The sequence below is a fragment of the [Bacillus] caldolyticus genome, assembly GCF_003595605.1.
Lineage (GTDB): Bacteria > Bacillota > Bacilli > Bacillales > Anoxybacillaceae > Geobacillus > Geobacillus thermoleovorans.
This window is the reverse complement of sequence record NZ_CP025074.1, coordinates 2,427,204-2,444,188: the sequence shown is the minus strand read 5'-3', so window position 1 is coordinate 2,444,188 and position 16,985 is coordinate 2,427,204. Positions and strand designations below refer to the sequence as shown.

The 16,985-nt window shown below is 56.1% G+C and carries 16 protein-coding genes; 2 read left to right on the top strand and 14 right to left on the bottom strand.

Annotated elements, in window-relative coordinates; translation table 11 throughout:
- Positions 1-183: 183 nt before the first annotated feature.
- The 14 genes from hisG to CWI35_RS12540 all read right to left on the bottom strand — a co-directional run bounded on the left by hisG (position 184) and on the right by CWI35_RS12540 (position 14,403).
- On the bottom strand, positions 184-807 hold the full coding sequence (gene hisG / locus CWI35_RS12600; RefSeq protein ID WP_015375795.1) for an ATP phosphoribosyltransferase: 624 nt from the start codon (positions 805-807) through the stop codon (positions 184-186).
- A gap of 27 nt (positions 808-834) precedes the next feature.
- Positions 835-996 carry a hypothetical protein gene (locus CWI35_RS18300; RefSeq protein ID WP_156484087.1) on the bottom strand — a complete coding sequence of 54 codons (162 nt, stop codon included), beginning with the start codon at positions 994-996 and terminating at the stop codon, positions 835-837.
- Positions 986-2,170, bottom strand: a complete 1,185-nt coding sequence (locus CWI35_RS12595) for an ATP phosphoribosyltransferase regulatory subunit (RefSeq protein WP_011232547.1) — start codon at positions 2,168-2,170, stop codon at positions 986-988. Before CWI35_RS12595 ends, CWI35_RS18300 begins: the two co-directional genes overlap by 11 nt.
- Before the next feature lie 548 nt (positions 2,171-2,718).
- Positions 2,719-3,216, bottom strand: a complete 498-nt coding sequence (locus CWI35_RS12590; protein ID WP_021321645.1) for an acyltransferase — start codon at positions 3,214-3,216, stop codon at positions 2,719-2,721.
- Complete coding sequence (ppaX, locus tag CWI35_RS12585) at positions 3,213-3,881, bottom strand: pyrophosphatase PpaX (RefSeq protein ID WP_011232549.1); 669 nt, start codon at positions 3,879-3,881, stop codon at positions 3,213-3,215. Before ppaX ends, CWI35_RS12590 begins: the two co-directional genes overlap by 4 nt.
- Positions 3,878-4,816 (bottom strand): nucleoside recognition domain-containing protein, encoded by a 939-nt coding sequence (locus tag CWI35_RS12580; protein WP_011232550.1) that lies wholly within the window; start codon positions 4,814-4,816, stop codon positions 3,878-3,880. The genes ppaX and CWI35_RS12580 overlap by 4 nt, the downstream gene beginning before the upstream one ends.
- 99 nt (positions 4,817-4,915) lie before the next feature.
- On the bottom strand, positions 4,916-5,728 hold the full coding sequence (lgt, locus tag CWI35_RS12575; RefSeq protein ID WP_011232551.1) for a prolipoprotein diacylglyceryl transferase: 813 nt from the start codon (positions 5,726-5,728) through the stop codon (positions 4,916-4,918).
- Between the two features lie 59 nt (positions 5,729-5,787).
- Positions 5,788-6,723, bottom strand: a complete 936-nt coding sequence (hprK, locus tag CWI35_RS12570; RefSeq protein WP_011232552.1) for an HPr(Ser) kinase/phosphatase — start codon at positions 6,721-6,723, stop codon at positions 5,788-5,790.
- Positions 6,724-6,971: 248 nt separating this feature from the next.
- Complete coding sequence (locus CWI35_RS12565) at positions 6,972-7,334, bottom strand: phage holin family protein (protein ID WP_011232553.1); 363 nt, start codon at positions 7,332-7,334, stop codon at positions 6,972-6,974.
- Positions 7,335-7,436: 102 nt separating this feature from the next.
- A complete protein-coding gene (locus tag CWI35_RS12560; RefSeq protein ID WP_011232554.1) occupies positions 7,437-7,763 on the bottom strand; it encodes a magnetosome magnetite crystal formation protein family in 327 nt (108 codons plus the stop codon).
- Positions 7,764-7,891: 128 nt separating this feature from the next.
- Positions 7,892-10,759, bottom strand: a complete 2,868-nt coding sequence (uvrA, locus tag CWI35_RS12555; protein ID WP_119877830.1) for an excinuclease ABC subunit UvrA — start codon at positions 10,757-10,759, stop codon at positions 7,892-7,894.
- Between the two features lie 7 nt (positions 10,760-10,766).
- Positions 10,767-12,743, bottom strand: a complete 1,977-nt coding sequence (gene uvrB, locus CWI35_RS12550) for an excinuclease ABC subunit UvrB (protein ID WP_021321647.1) — start codon at positions 12,741-12,743, stop codon at positions 10,767-10,769.
- Between the two features lie 249 nt (positions 12,744-12,992).
- Entirely contained in the window at positions 12,993-13,217 is a 225-nt protein-coding gene (locus tag CWI35_RS12545; RefSeq protein ID WP_011232557.1) for a CsbA family protein, read from the bottom strand.
- Positions 13,218-13,230: 13 nt separating this feature from the next.
- Positions 13,231-14,403, bottom strand: coding sequence for a PDZ domain-containing protein (locus CWI35_RS12540; protein WP_081130519.1), 1,173 nt, complete (start codon positions 14,401-14,403; stop codon positions 13,231-13,233).
- 218 nt (positions 14,404-14,621) lie between these two features.
- Between CWI35_RS12540 and CWI35_RS12535 the strand changes: the two genes are divergently transcribed.
- Positions 14,622-15,140 carry a MerR family transcriptional regulator gene (locus CWI35_RS12535; RefSeq protein ID WP_011232559.1) on the top strand — a complete coding sequence of 173 codons (519 nt, stop codon included), beginning with the start codon at positions 14,622-14,624 and terminating at the stop codon, positions 15,138-15,140.
- A 167-nt stretch (positions 15,141-15,307) separates the two neighbouring features.
- Positions 15,308-16,981: a DUF6044 family protein gene (locus tag CWI35_RS12530; RefSeq protein WP_020279436.1), complete on the top strand. Its 1,674-nt coding sequence runs from the start codon at positions 15,308-15,310 to the stop codon at positions 16,979-16,981.
- Positions 16,982-16,985 lie beyond the last annotated feature (4 nt).

The following is a 16,985-nucleotide window of genomic DNA, read 5'->3' as shown; positions in this document are numbered from 1 at the left end:
TTGTTCGATCCTCCGTCAGTCGAAAATGGACAAACCGCTTTTCCGTCAAGGATATGTTAAACTTCTTCGTTGCATCTATATGCTATTTTCCAACGGCGTTGTCAACGCCGCTCCGCCATTCCCGAATCTCCACCAACCCATTCTTCGGAAACCGCCCATTTCCGCTCTGTCACACCTTTTTTCCTACGGCTGGGGAATGACCGCCGCCAATCGGTCGACCAACCGTTCAATGTCCCCGCCGTTTAGCCGGTAGCTCGCCGGGTTGACAATCAGGCGCGACGTCACCTCGGCGATCCGTTCAAGTTCGACAAGCCCGTTTTCTCTGAGCGTCCGCCCCGTGGAAACGATGTCCACGATCCGGTCGGCAAGGCCGATCAGCGGGGCGAGTTCAATGGATCCGTTCAGGCGGATGATTTCGACTTGCTCGCCTTGCTCGCGAAAATACGTTGACGCGATGTTCGGGTATTTCGTCGCCACCCTTGGTGCGATTTCGTTCATCTTGGCGCCGGGCAGCCCGGCGACCGCCAAATGGCAGCGGCTGATGTGCAAATCGAGCAGTTCGTACACATCCCGTTCTTCTTCCATCAGCACGTCCTTGCCGGCAATGCCCAAATCCGCGACCCCATGCTCGACATAGGTGACGACATCCATCGGTTTCGCCAAAATAAAGCGCATGTTTTCCTCTGGCACATCAATGACGAGCTTGCGCGACTCGGTAAATTCCGGCGGCAGCGCATAATCCGCCCGCCGCAGCAACTCGACCGCCTCTTCAAAAATGCGCCCTTTTGGCATGGCAATCGTCAGCATCATTCTTCCTCCTTGCTCCTCATCATGTCAAATGCGGCGCTGGGCCTCGAGTACACCGCATGCTCTCCACCGCCATGGGCAGCCTTTCCCGTCCGTTCTTCGCATCCGCTCTGTCCCGCCAATCGCTGCCGTTTTCAACAGCGTCGATGACCAACCGGCGGCGCCTTCTCTGTTATGTTCACTGCCCATCGCGCCCGCTGCGGCCAAGCAAATACACGATCGACCGGTAGCGCTGGCTGTAGGCGTCAATATCACGAATGCCGGCAATGTGCTGCAAGACGACGCGCTTGCCTTCCGCCCGTTTCGCTTCGGCCAATTCCACCGCTTCCGCCAGCCGCTCTTGGCTGAACACGATGCACTCGATGTCATCGCGCACATCCGTTTCCCCAATCGCCTCAATCAACCGATCGACGCGCAACCCAAACCCCGTCGCCGGCGCCGGGCGCGAGAACTTCGCCAATAAATCATCATACCGCCCGCCGTTGCCGATCGGGAATCCCACTTGCTCGGCGTACACTTCAAACAAAATGCCAGTGTAATAGCTCATATGGCTGACAAGCGCCATATCGAGCTTCACCGCCTCGGCCACTCCGTACGTCCGAAGCACCGCCATGAGCACCGCCAGCTCATCGGCCGCCCGCCGCCCCTTCTCGCTTGTGACGAGCGTTTTCGCCTGTTCAATCACGTCCGTTCCACCGCGCAAGGAAAGAAGATCCAACAGCCGCTTTTGATCGATCGACGAAAGCGGCCACGACTTCACATGTTCACGGTAGCCGACGTAATTTTTCTCATATAAAAAACGGCGCAATACACTCGCCCGCTCCTCATTCCCTAAAATCTCCAAAAACAGCGCATTGACATAACCGATATGGCCGACCGCCACCGAAAACCGCCCGAGTCCCGTCCGCTTCAGCAGGGCGACCATTAAACTGATCACCTCGGCGTCGGCCGTCACCGTGCCGTCGCCGATCAACTCCACACCGATCTGTTCAAACTCCGCCGGCCGCCCGCCTTCGCGCTGCTGGGCGCGGAACACATTGGCGTTGTACGCCAGCCGGAGCGGATTGCCGTCGTCATACAACCGCGACGCCGCCACCCGGGCGATCGGCGCCGTCATATCGGGCCGCAATACGAGCGTATGCCCTTGCTGATCGAGGAGCTTAAACAGCCGATGATCGGCAATCGCCGACGCCGCCCCGACCGTTTCATAATACTCAAGCGTCGGCGTTTCGATAAACTCGTACCCCCAGCGTTCAATTTCTTCCGCCATCACCGAACGCACTTGTTTTTTCAACTCATATAAAAACGGCAGCGTATCGCGCATGCCTAACGGTTTTTCAAACATGAACAGCTTTTTTGCCATGTCCCCACGCCCTTTATCGAGATGCTTTAGTTTGCTAATATGGTAGAGAAGTGAAGTTATTAGTAGTTTACTCCTTTGCGGCCACAGCGTCAAGGGGGGGAATGCTTTATAAATAACAAAACGGACAAGATCGCTTCAAAAAAGGAAGCGCTTGTCCATTTCGTTCCATGTCGCATAGGCGATTATCCACAATAATGGAATAAATACCTAAAAAAGTAGAGTACTTATTTATATACATGCAACGAAAAAGTTTAACATATCATTGACGGAAAAGTCGCTTATCCACTTTTCGACTGGCGGTGACCGAACAATCACCCGCTTCGCAGCCCCATACATGGTTCCGGAAGCGGCATTGTTCGCTCGCCCGACAGTCGATCCAATCGCTCTGTAAAAACTACAAATGTTAAAGATTCAAATTGCACCTATATAGAAAACCTACGCCCGTCAGACGATCTTCATCAGTCGCATTATAAATGTTTTTTGTGTTCCAATCTTTTTATCACTTTTTCTGGAAATCTTCATTTTTCCAAACAAAACCTCGCCCCCATTCAATTGGAAGGCGGTTCATTCCGGCGGACGATGCGCATCGGGCAACCCGCGGCCATCGCCCCGGGCGGGACGTCTTGATGGACGACGGTGCCGGCGGCGACCACGGCGCGGTCGCCGATCACCACACCAGGCAAAATGGTCGAGTTCGCGCCGATCATCACCTCATCGCCGATCACCACATCGCCGAGGCGGTATTCGTCAACCAAATATTCGTGAGCGAGAATCGTCGTGTTGTAGCCGATGACGCAGTTGCGGCCGATGCGGATTTTTTCAGGGAAGAGAATATCTGGCATGACCATAAAGGCGAGCGCCGTTTGTTCGCCGATTTTCATGCCGAGAAACGTGCGGTACAGCCAGTTTTTCAGCGGCAAAAACGGCGTGTAGCGCCCGATTTGAATGATGATGACGTTTTTCAGCACTTTCCAAAACGATACGGTGCGGTACAATTGCCAGAGCGAGTTCGCCCCGTGGACAGGGTATTTTGTCGTTCGTCTCACTGGGAGGACGTTTCCTCCTTCCGTTCGTTGATGCCGACAATGGCCAGCAAATCGCTCATTTTTTCCAGCATATAGTCCGGTTCATATTGTTCCAAATAGCCGCGGCCTTTAATCGCCCAAGCGACGCCGGCCGTTTTGACGCCGGCGTTTTTGCCGGCCAAAATGTCGTGGTAGTTGTCGCCGACCATCAGCGCTTCGTCCGATTTCGACTGAAGCGCCTCAAGCGCCTTATGAATCGGTTCGGGATCCGGTTTGGGGCGGCTGACGTCATCAAGGCCGATGACGCACGAGAAAAACGGTTCCAACCGCGTTTTTCTTAACCCCATCAGGGCGGTGTCGTGCATTTTCGTCGTCACGACGCCGAGGCGGAAGCCATGGCGGTGCAGCGTTTCGATCGTCTCATACACGGTGTCAAACTCGCGGATCAGTTCGTCATGGCGGGCATGGTTGAAGGTGCGATACGTCTTCACCATCTCCTCGGCCCGTTCCGGATCGAGCGAGCTGAACGTCTCATACAGCGACGGGCCGATGAACGGCAAGACGTCCTCACGCCCGTAGCGGCCCGGATAATACTTCTCCAGCGTATGCAAAAACGACTGGATGATCAGCTCATTCGTATCAATCAACGTTCCGTCAAGGTCAAATAAAATCGTGCGAATCGTCATGATGCGGCTTCCTTTCTCATCGGGTGTTCAAAACGGCGCCAAAGGAACGCCACCGCCATCGTCAACAGCACAGCCGTAACGAGGCGAATGACCAACAACGGCCAGACCGGGATGCCGAGCGGAACGAAAATGAGCGTGTCTTCGACAACCGCATGGCAAGAAACGAGAAAAATAAACGCCAACGTCAAATCGCGCTTCGAGACGCCGTCTTCTTTCGCCGCCTGAATCATCACCCCCGCCCCATAAGCGAGGCCGAACACAAAACCGGCGGCAAGGGTGAGCGATGTGTTCGCGCTCATGCCGAGCATCTTGGTCGCTGGCGCCATCCAGCGCGAAAACGTCTCAATCCAGTGGCGTTCTTTCAACACTTGAATGATCGTCATCAATGGAATGACAATCGCAACCAGCTGGACGATGCCGGTCGCCGCTTTTTTCAGCGCCGCCAAGATGATCTCTCCCCAGCCGGACGGCGAGGCGGCTTCAGGCGAGACAAACCCATATTGAGCGAGTTCCTGCCCCCCATCCCATAGATGGGCGATCAACAAACCGGAGACAACGGCCAAGCCAATGCGCACGGCGAGCATGAGCCAAACGCTCATACCCGTCCGCGAAGCGACGGAAGACTCGACGATCAAGTTGTGAGAAAAGGAAAGCATGACAGCGAGAATGAGCACTTCTTTCACTGTAAACTCGATCGTCAGCATCGCCCCGATCGCGGCGTACAGCCCGAGCAAATTGCCGAGCACCAGCGGCACGGCCGCGTCGCCGGATAAGCCGAACCACTTCATCAGGGGAGTGACAAGGTCGATCAACCATGAAAATAAAGGGGTCGGCTGCAACAGCGCTAAAATGAGCGTCACTGGAAAAATGATTTTGCCGAGCGCCCATGACGTCTTCAGTCCGGCGATGACGCCGCGCTGCAATGTTCCTACCATATCTCCTCTCTCCTTCGCTTGTCTTCATGCCGCCGTGTGACCTTTTCACCACACGCCGCCTCTCTTTTTCCCTAGTCATCCGTCAACGGATAAGGACGGCTATTCGTCTTGATACCTTGCTTTTGCCCATCCTTTCGCCCGGCGCACGATCCACAGCGCGATCGACAACACGATCAGCGTCACGGATACGACTTGCGCCGCGCGCAGACTGCCGGCCAGCATCAAGCTGTCGGTGCGCATCCCTTCAATCCAGAAACGGCCAACCGAATACCAAATCAAATAGGACAAAAACAGCTCGCCGCGCCGCAAATTGACGCGCCGCAGCCAAAGAAGCAAGAAAAAGCCGACGAGGTTCCAAAGGGACTCATATAAAAAAGTCGGATGCCAATAGCGCCCGTCAATGTACATTTGGTTGATGATCCAATCCGGCAAATGCAAATTTTCAAGAAACTGGCGCGACACAGGGCCGCCGTGCGCCTCTTGGTTCATAAAATTGCCCCAGCGCCCGATCGCCTGGCCTAAAATGATGCTTGGTGCGGCAATATCGGCGAGCTTCCAAAACGACAGCCCGCGCGCGCGGGCGAACACCGCGCCCGTCGCCACCGCCCCGATCAAACCGCCGTGAATGGCGAGGCCGCCTTGCCAAACTTTTGGAATCTCGGACAAATGCTTTGAATAATAGTGCCATTCAAACAGCACGTAGTACGCCCGCGCGCAGACAATGGCGATCGGCACGGCAAATAACACCAAATCGACAAACGTCTCTTTCGGCAAGCCGCGCCGCACCGCTTCGCGCGTCGCGAGCCATAGCCCAATCAACACACCGGTGCCGATAATGACCCCATACCAATAAATCGTAATGGGGCCAAGGTGCAAAAACACGCGGTCGAGCGGCTGAATCGTCGATTCCATCGTTTCCACCTCCTATGCTTCATGCCCAAACGAGATCCATTCCTTTGACGCAAGAAACATCAGTCGTAATCGTGCGCGCCGTCTTCGATGGCGTCGCTCAATCGCGCCGAAAACTCCTCAGCCGCGTTGACCCCGAGCCGCTTCAGCCGGAAGTTCATCGCCGCCACTTCGACGATGACCGCCAAGTTGCGCCCTGGGCGGACCGGAATCGTTAATTTCGGCAATTCGGTATCCAAAATTTTCACTTTCTCTTCTTCCAACCCGAGCCGATCGTACTGCTTCTCCGGATCCCAAAGCTCCAAGTCGACGACGAGCGAAATGCGCTTATGCGTCCGCACCGCCCCTGCGCCGAACAGCGTCATCATATTAATAATGCCGAGGCCGCGAATTTCAAGCAGATGCTCGATCAGCTCCGGCGCGCTGCCGACGAGCGTATCTTCATCTTCTTGGCGGATTTCCACACAGTCGTCGGCGACCAACCGATGGCCGCGTTTGACGAGCTCCAGCGCCGTTTCGCTTTTGCCGACGCCGCTTTTGCCCGTGATCAACACCCCGACGCCGTACACATCGACAAGCACCCCGTGCACCGCGGTGGTGGGGGCGAGCTTGCTTTCCAAATAGTTTGTCAATCGGCTTGACAGGCGGGTCGTTTTCATCGTCGAGCGCATGACCGGCACCGACTGGCGCTCAGACGCTTCGATCAGCTCCGGCGGCACTTCCAATCCACGCGAGACGATGATCCCTGGCGTAATGTCGGTGCAAAGCCGTTCCATCCGCGATTTTTTTTCTTCCGGCGTCAACGTTTCATAAAACGACAGCTCCGTCCGTCCGAGCAGCTGCAGACGCTCCGCCGGGTAATAGGCGAAATAGCCGGCCATTTCAATCCCCGGCCGCGACAAATCGCTTGTCGTAATCGGGCGGTAAATGCCCTCCGCGCCGCTGACGAGCTCGAGCTGGAACTGTTCAATGATGTCTTTCGTCCGCACTTTTGGCATACGTCGCCTTTCTCCCCTTTCTTCATCTTTTTCCATTGTAACACGTTTCGTTCCGCCATTGAATGGAAAACATCGGGGAAAACAAAACAGGGACGGCTCCCCCCGTCCCGATCAAGCCAAACACATCAAACCGAAACGATCTTCACCGCATCGTTTCTCCCATTGCAATCCCTTGCCGCATTCGCCATCTTTTCACACGATCACGGAAAACCATGGCGCCACCGGCCTTCCAATGGATCACGCCCCCGTTACGACCGGTTGCGCAGCGGCTCGATAATCGCTTTTTGCACGAGCAGGTGGAAAAACGACAAGACGATCGATGCGAGCAGCGCCGTGCCAAAGCCGCCGATTTGAAACGCATCGCCCATCAGCCCTGCAGTCATCATGAGCGTGATGGCGTTAATGACAAACAAAAACAAACCGAGCGTCAACACTGTCACCGGCAGCGTCAACAAGATGAGCACAGGGCGAACGACGGCGTTGAGCACCGCCAAAATCACGCTCGCCAAAAACGCCGCGCCGATGCCGCTGAAGTGAATATCGTCAAAATAGCCGTCAATCGCCATCAGCAGCACCGTATTGATAAACACACCGATCAGCCAATTGAGCATCCCATCACCATCTTTATTCGAGTCTCGCGCCCGCCGGCCACACCTTGTTACAGTCCCAAAGAAACGGGGCCACGGCATTCGCCGGCAAACGGGCGCTTTCTCTTATTTTAACACTTGAATCCCTTTTATGACATTCCAAACGATGACAACGAGATTTACCGCCCCAGCAACGAGGAACCCAAGCCAGACGAGCCCGCCGCCAAAAAGAAGCGATTCCTCGCCCCAATGGCCGAACAGCACCGGCGACGCGGCCAACGCAATGAACAAGAGGATCGTAACGGCCGGAATCAAATGCGACACGAGCGACCGCTTCGCATGGCGTTTGACTTCAAGATCTTCGACAACAAAATAGACGACAATCGGCAAAATGAACGGCGCAAAAAAGACGCTGAAATAACAAAGCGCGGATAACACTTTGTTCGTCGACAATCGGCAATCCCCTTTCCAAGTTTCCTTTACCTGTATATACGACGGCCGCTAGGAAAAGTTTCCTGCCGACGGCAAAAAAAGGCGGCGGACGCCGGTGCCCCAAGCGGCGGACAAAGCCGCAAAGGCCTTTACGCCTTCACCGCTTCATATTGCGCCTGCATGCGCGCCCGGTCGCGCTCGAGAATCGGTTTTAAGTAGCGGCCGGTGTGCGACTCCTCCACCTCGGCCACCTCTTCCGGCGTGCCGACAGCGACGATTTGTCCGCCTCGGTCGCCGCCTTCCGGACCTAAGTCAATGATATAGTCCGCGGTTTTGATGACGTCCAAGTTATGTTCAATGACAAGCACGGTATCGCCGTTGTCGACGAGCCGGTGGAGCACATCAAGCAGCCGGGCGATGTCATCGACATGAAGCCCGGTCGTCGGCTCGTCCAAAATGTAGAGCGTCCGGCCGTTGGAGCGGCGGTGAAGCTCAGCGGCGAGCTTGACGCGCTGCGCCTCGCCGCCCGAGAGCGTCGTCGCCGGCTGGCCGAGCTTCATATAACCGAGCCCGACGTCATAGAGCGTCTCGAGCTTGCGTTTGATTTTCGGGATCGAGGCGAAAAAGTCGAGCGCATCTTCGACCGTCATGTCGAGCACCTCGGCGATGTTTTTTCCTTTATACGTCACCTCGAGCGTCTCGCGGTTGTACCGTTTGCCGTGGCACACTTCGCACGGGACGTACACGTCCGGCAAAAAGTGCATCTCAATTTTGATGATGCCATCGCCATGGCACGCCTCGCAGCGCCCGCCTTTGACATTGAAGCTGAACCGCCCTTTTTTGTAGCCGCGCACTTTCGCTTCGTTCGTCGAGGCAAACACGTCGCGGATGTCGTCAAACACCCCGGTGTACGTCGCCGGGTTCGAGCGTGGCGTGCGGCCGATCGGCGACTGGTCGATGTCAATGACTTTATCGAGATGCTCCAGCCCGCGAATGTCGCGGTGCTCGCCCGGTTTCGCCTTCGCCCGGTGCAGCTTTTGCGCCAGCGCCTTATACAACACTTCGTTCACGAGCGTGCTTTTGCCCGAGCCCGACACCCCGGTGACAGCGACAAACGTGCCGAGCGGGATTTTCACCGATACGTTTTTCAAGTTATGCTCGCGCGCGCCGACGACCTCAAGCCAACGTCCGTCCGGACGGCGACGCTCGGTCGGAATCGGGATGAATTTTTTCCCCGATAAATACTGGCCGGTGAGCGAGTTCGGGTCGTTCATCACTTCTTCCGGCGTGCCGGCGGCGACGACCTCGCCGCCGTGGATGCCCGCCCCCGGACCAATGTCAATCAAATAGTCCGCGGCCAGCATGGTATCCTCGTCGTGCTCCACCACAATGAGCGTATTGCCGAGGTCGCGCATGCTTTTCAACGTCGCGATCAGCCGGTCGTTGTCGCGCTGATGAAGCCCGATCGACGGCTCGTCGAGCACGTACAGCACCCCCGTCAGCCGCGAGCCGATCTGCGTCGCCAAGCGGATGCGCTGCGCCTCGCCGCCGGAGAGCGTTCCTGCCGAGCGGCTGAGCGTCAAATAGTCGAGGCCGACGTTTTGCAAAAAGCCGAGCCGGTCGCGAATTTCACGCAAAATAAGGCGGGCGATTTGCGCTTCTTTTTCGGTCAGCTCGAGCCCGTCAAAAAAGGCGAGCGCCTCGGTCACCGACATGGCGGTGACCTCGCCGATATGCTTGCCGCCGACAAGGACGGCCAGGCTTTCTTTTTTCAGCCGGTAGCCTTGGCATGTCGGACATGGTTGTTCCGCCATATACTTTTCCATCTGCTCGCGGATGTAGTCCGAGCTCGTCTCGCGATAGCGGCGTTCGACGTTCGGAATGACGCCTTCAAATGCGATGTATTGTTCGCGCACTTGTCCGAAATCATTCGTATAGCGGAAATAAATCGGCTCTCCGCCGCTGCCGTACAAAATTTTATCGAGCTGCTCTTTCGGCAAATCTCTGACCGGCACGTCCATCGGGATGCCGTAATGGCGGCACACGGCTTCGAGCAGCTGCGGGTAATATTGCGAGCTTTGCGGCTCCCACGGAGCGATGGCGTGTTCTTTTAACGTCAGCTCATCGTTCGGGATGACCAAATCGAGATCCACTTCGAGCTTCGCCCCGAGCCCGTCGCAGTCCGGGCAGGCGCCGAATGGACTGTTGAACGAAAACAGACGCGGTTCAAGCTCCCCGATCGAAAAGCCGCAGTACGGACAAGCGTGCTTTTCGCTGAACAAGAGCTCCCCCTCGCCGATCACGTCAACGACCACTTTGCCGTCGGCGAGCTTCAGCGCCGTCTCAAGCGAATCGGCAAGCCTGGCGGCGATGCCGTCTTTGATGATGATGCGGTCGACGACGACATCAATCGAATGTTTTTTGTTTTTTTCCAGCTCAATGTCCTCCGTCAACTCGCGCATCTCGCCGTCAATGCGGACGCGCACATACCCTTGTTTGCGAATATCCTCCAATGTCTTGGCGTGCGTCCCTTTTTTTCCCGAGACGATCGGCGCCAAAATTTGCATTTTCGTCCGCTCCGGGTAAGCGAGCAACCGGTCGACCATTTGCTCGATCGTCTGCGATTGGATTTCAATGCCGTGCGTCGGGCAAACTGGGCGGCCGATGCGGGCGAACAGCAGCCGTAAATAATCGTAAATTTCCGTCACCGTGCCGACGGTTGAGCGCGGGTTGCGGCTCGTCGTTTTTTGATCGATCGAAATGGCCGGCGACAACCCTTCAATCGCATCGACGTCCGGTTTTTCCATCTGCCCTAAAAACTGGCGGGCATACGCCGACAGCGATTCGACGTAGCGGCGCTGGCCTTCCGCGTAAATCGTATCAAACGCCAGCGACGACTTCCCCGACCCGGACAGCCCGGTCAAGACGACGAGCTTGCCGCGCGGGATTTCGACGTCAATGTTTTTCAAGTTGTGGGCGCGCGCCCCTTTGACGACAATTTTATCCATTCCGTTCATCCGGCCATCACCCTTCCGCTTTCAATTCGAAAATGATATCGCGCAGCTGGGCGGCCCGCTCGAAGTCGAGCGCTTTGGCCGCCTCTTTCATTTCCGCTTCGAGCGTTCGAATCAGCTCTTCCCGCTCTTGTTTCGTCATCGCTGCCGCCGGCTTTGCCTCGTACATCTCCGTCTCTTCCGCCGCATACGTCGCGCGGATGACGTCGCGAATCTCCTTTTTCACCGTGCGCGGCACGATGCCGTGCTTTCGGTTGTACTCTTCTTGAATCGCGCGGCGCCGCTTCGTCTCTTGAATGGCGATTTCCATCGATTTCGTGATCGTATCGGCGTACATGATCACATGGCCGTTCGCGTTGCGCGCCGCCCGGCCGATCGTCTGGATGAGCGAGCGCTCCGAGCGCAAAAACCCTTCTTTGTCGGCGTCCAAAATGGCGACAAGCGACACTTCTGGGATGTCGAGCCCTTCGCGAAGCAAGTTGATGCCGACCAATACATCGTATTTGCCGAGCCGCAAATCGCGGATGATTTCAATGCGCTCGAGCGTCTTAATTTCCGAATGCAAATACGCCACCTTGATCCCCGCTTCTTTCAAATAATCGGTCAAATCTTCCGCCATCTTTTTCGTCAGCGTCGTCACCAACGTCCGCTCGTTCCGCTCGACGCGCTCGCGAATTTCGCCGATCAAATCGTCGATTTGCCCTTTCGTCGGGCGGACGTCGATCGTTGGGTCGAGAAGCCCGGTCGGGCGGATGATTTGTTCGACAACGCCCGGGCTGTGTTCAAGCTCATACGGCCCCGGCGTCGCTGAGACGTAAATAATTTGATTGATTTTTTGCTCGAACTCTTCAAACGTGAGCGGCCGGTTGTCAAGCGCCGACGGCAGACGGAAGCCGTGGTCGACAAGCACTTGCTTGCGCGCCCGGTCGCCGTTGTACATGCCGCGCAGCTGCGGCAAGGTGACGTGCGACTCATCAACGATGATCAAAAAATCGTCCGGAAAATAGTCAAGCAATGTATACGGCGTCGAGCCTGGCGGCCGCAGCGCCAAATGGCGCGAGTAGTTTTCGATGCCGGAACAAAAGCCCATCTCGCGCATCATTTCAAGGTCATAGCGCGTCCGCTGCTCAAGCCGCTGCGCCTCTAAGAGCTTTCCTTGCGCGCGCAGTTCGGCAAGCCGCTCCTCAAGCTCTTGTTCGATGTTTTGAATGGCGAGCCGCATTTTCTCCTCGCGCGTCACGAAGTGCGACGCCGGGAAAATGGCGACATGCTCGCGCTCGCCGAGCACCTCGCCGGTTAAGGCGTCCACCTCGCGGATGCGCTCGATTTCATCGCCGAAAAATTCGACGCGGATGCAATGTTCATCGCGCGACGCGGGGAAAATTTCGACAACATCGCCGCGGACGCGGAACGTGCCGCGGCGAAAATCGATGTCATTGCGGTCGTATTGGATGTCGACAAGCCGCCGAAGCAACGCGTTGCGCTCGATCTCCATCCCAACGCGCAGCGATACGACCAGTTCGCGGTACTCTTCCGGCGACCCTAAACCGTAAATGCACGACACGCTCGCAACGATAATCACGTCCCGGCGCTCAAACAAGGCTGATGTCGCCGAGTGCCGCAATTTGTCGATTTCATCGTTGATTTTCGCGTCTTTTTCAATGTACGTATCCGTCTGCGGCACATACGCTTCCGGCTGATAGTAATCGTAATAGCTGACAAAATATTCGACGGCGTTGTGCGGGAAAAACTCTTTCAGCTCGCTGTACAATTGGCCAGCGAGCGTTTTGTTGTGGGCGATGACAAGCGTCGGTTTGTTGACTTGGGCGATCACGTTCGAGATCGTAAACGTTTTGCCCGTCCCCGTCGCCCCAAGCAGCGTTTGATGCTTCACCCCGCGGCGCAGGCCGTCAACGAGCTTGGCGATCGCCTGCGGCTGATCGCCTTGCGGTTCGTATGGCGCCACTAATTGAAAACGGCCCTCCACCGTTTCGCCTCCTCCTTCGTACCATCTTTCCCCATTGTATCACATCGTGATGATCCATGCATCAAAAATGCGAACTCATATTCGTACCAATCCACTCAGCGTTTTCCATCGCTTCGCACCGAAAAACGCGAAAAAGCGGACCCATTCATGCCCAAGGTCCGCGTCTTCGCTCCGTTCCGTTTCGACAATCCGAGGTTCAGCCGACGATGCCTTTTTCCAAAAACAGACGGTTGAACCGACAACGCCGCTTCATTTTTGCTTCAGATAGTCGAGCATGCGGCCGGCCCAAAGAAAGCCGGCGATCGTCGATGCAATGTCAGCGACGATTTCATGCAGCTCATCCGTATAGCCTTTCAAGTAGGAAGCGACAAGCAGCGCCGTCGTCAACAGCACAGCAATGTACCGATTGTACGTCACCCGCGCAAACAACAGCACCAATAAGCACGGAATGATGAGTGCCGCCAAAAACCACATGATCCATTCTCCTTTACGAAACAGCTTCAGACGCTGATGCGTTCCGATCACGGACGAACAGCAGCCCGAGTTCATGATGCTCATCCTCATAGAGCGCCCCTTGGACGAAACGGACTTCGCCGTTATGTCCGACGACATCCAACTTGCAGAACGCGCGGTTGCGTTGGAGCGCCTCGTAAAACTCGGTTTCACTCCGCACCGGGGCGCCGTTTGTTTTGATGATGACTTCTCCGATCGAAAGCCCCATTTTTTCCGCTTTCGAGCCGGGAAGCACGCCGACAATCACCAAGCCGTGCGGATGGCGGGCAAAGCGGGGCGGGCGGGCGCGGTCGGCGCGATGCCCGGAAAACGCAATCCATTCGCGGCCGATGATGGCCATAGCCCCCGCCGCCACCGTGAGCGGTGGATACCATATACCCGAAGCGGCCAACAGGGCGACAACGAACGCCAGCCGAACAACAAGCCGCCCCTCCGCGCGCGCCGCTTCCGCCGGCAGCATGTGCTGGCGGCGCTGGGAAAAGCCGAGAAGAAACGGCACGAGCCAAAATGAATAGCTGTCTCCCGTCGAAACGAGCGGCCACCAGGAAGCCGGAGGCAGCGCGCCGCCTGATACGGGCAGCACAACCGGCACAAACCAAAGACGCTGCGTCCATTGCAGGCCGACCGTCATCCCTCGCTTGCTTTTCGCAAGCTGCGGCGAGGCCGCCTCGTTTCGCGTGCGAATGATGAGCCATCCTTCCGAAAGCAAAAGCAACGCAAGCCACACCGCCAAAGCGGGCGCGGCCGCCATGCCATCGGGAAGCCATCGGGACAACGCGCTGCTTCGCTCCGCCAAACCGAGCACGAGAAGCGCGCCGCCAACCGTATAAGCAGGCGACAGCAACCGCGCTTCCATCGTCAAACTAAAGAGCACCGTCAGCACCGTCACCGTCCAAACCGCTTCCTGCGGCACCGCGATCCCGATGCCGACGGCCGCCGCCGACAACATCGCTCCAGCCATCCATCCCTTCGTCCAAAGCCCGCGCCACTCTTGCCATAGGCTGTAGACGCGCACATGAAAATCGCGGCGCTCCCGCTTCACCCGCCGCCAACCGACGGCCAAAGCGAGCGCGGCGCCATAATAAAGAAGCGGCTGCCGCCAAACCGACGCGACGCCCTCAAGCCATTCCAGCCACCATGTTGCCATCCGCTTCACCCCTTGCGTCGTTCATCATTCTTTATCTTCTATTCTACCAAATGGCATGGCCAATTCCCATGCCCACAGCCATCTTTTTTCGCCAATGGCGAATCTTCGCTGTTTTCCACTTTCTTTGCCGAATCAACACTAGTTTTGTCGGCTGGGAAGGATTTTCAAAGATGCAGAGGAAAAAGGATAAACAAGACGAAACAAGGAGGAGTGAAACGATGGAATTGAAAACGTCCGACGTCGCTATTCGCCTTGGTGTATCGCCGAAAACGATCCAGCGCTGGGTGCGCAAATACAACATTCCGTTGCGGAGAAACGAGGCCGGCCACTACTTGTTTGATGAAAAAACAGTCGCCTTGCTCGAACGGGTCAAATTTGAACAAGGCGCCGCCATGGAAGCGCCGCCGACCCCGAAACGCCCTCCGACGCCGCTGCGGAACAACATTCCTATTGACGCCTTACATGAATCGATCGAACCCGAAATCGCCCGCGTCTCCTCGCGCTTGGACCAGCTTGAACGGCAACTGGAGCAAAAAGCAGATGACGTCGTCTCCATTCAACTGTTGCATCACCGCCAAGAAATGGAAGAAATCGTCGCCCGCCTCACTGCGTTGGAGCAGCTTGTCGCCCGCCTTGAACAGCAGCTGAACAATCGGCCGCCTTCCTCCCATGAAACATCGGACGAACCAAAGCAGAAACGGCGCGGCCTTGGGCGGGTGATGGGGTTGTTTGCCTAATGGTTCCATCCTCCCTGCTTGACGCAGGGTGTTTTTTTGGTTGCTTCTTTCCCCTTTTTCTCCCCCTTCACTACTTCTTTACAATTTTTTTATGCTTTTTTAATCGCAGCGGTTTATAATGGACCATGTTGTGCAATCTTCCCGTATGGGAAAGGAGGGCGCGCGAGATGGAACAAAGAGAACGAAAAGCGGTCGCCATCGCGTTCATCGTATTGGCTCTCTACCTTTCTCCGCTGTACATGTTAGGCGAACACGCCCATATTCGCGTGCACGACAATATGGATTCGAACATCGCCTGGTATCGCGTGCTCGTTCGCAGCGGCCAACTATTTGGCCCAATCGATGCCGTCATCCCGCAAGTGATCAACGGGTTGCCGCGCAACGCCTTCGGCACAGAATTCAGCGGCATCGTGTGGCTGCACGCTTTGTTTCCCTCCATGGTGGCGTACGCGCTCAGCCAGACGATCACGAGGGTATTCGCCTTTTTGGGTATGTATTGGCTGCTCAGGCGCCACTTTTTGCCTTCACCGGAATCATGGCTCATTCGCGTCGGGGCGGCGCTTGCTTTTGCGCTGACACCGTTTTGGCCGTCCGGCATGTTAAGCACGCTCGGCATGCCGCTGGCGCTTTGGGCGTTTCTGTCGATCCGCAACGGAGAAGCGACATGGAAAGAATGGCTTGCGATCATCTTGCTTCCGTTTTACGCCAGCTTTGTGCTCGGATTTTTCTTTTTCCTCGCCGCGATGGCGGCGGTGTGGCTGTTTGACGGCGTTGTCCGCAAGCAGTGGAACAAGCGGTTTTTCGCCGCGATCGCCCTGATGACAAGCTTGTTTTTGGCCATCGAGTACCGCCTCGTGTACTCGCTTGTCTTCAGCGGCGAACCGACGAGCCGGAACGAGTTCCTCTCCTCGCGGCTCAGCTTCGTCCACTGCCTTCGTTTAACGTTGAAAAACTATGTGCTCGGCCATACGCATGTGATGACCGTCCATGGGCCGATCATCTTGCCGGTGCTTTGGGCGGCGTTTTTTCTCGTTTTGCGCCGCCGTCAGCGCGGGTCATTGGAGCGGCGCTTCCTTTTGCTGTTTTGGTTGAACATCGCCTTATCGGCTTGGTATGCGTTTTGGTTTTACAAAGGGTGGCAGCCGCTGAAAGAACGGATTTCACTTTTGAATACGTTCAATTTCGCCCGCTTCCATTTTTTGCGGCCGATGGTCATTTACGTCGATTTTGCCTTGGCCTTGCAAATCTTAGCCAAGGAACGGACCGCATGGCGGCGCCTCGTGCCGATCGCCTTGGCGCTGCAGCTGCTTTTGCTTGGCGGGTTTAACGAGGAAATCCGCTATCGCCTCGCTGGCACGCCGTCGTTCGAGCAGTTTTATTCCGAACATTTATTTACCAAAATCAAGCAATACATCGGCAAGCCGGTATCGTCCTACCGCGTTGCCAGCGTTGGGCTTCACCCGGCCATCGCTCAATACAACGGGTTTTATACGCTCGATACGTACAACAATTTTTACCCGTTGTCGTATAAGCGGAAGTTTCGCCGCATCATTGCCAAAGAATTGGACAAAAGCCCAGTGCTGAAAGACTATTTCGACCATTGGGGCAACCGCGTCTATTTGTTTTCGGCAGAGCTCGGGAAACATTACATGTTCACGAAACGCTCGCATAAAGTCATTCGTCATTTCGAGATCGACACAAAGGCGTTCAAACAGCTTGGCGGCAAGTACATTTTTTCCTCCGTCCCGATCATGAACGCCCGCGACATCCATCTCCGCTTCTTGCGGGCGTTCACCGATCGACAGTCAGTCTGGAAAATTTATGTATACGAAGTGGAGTGAAAGG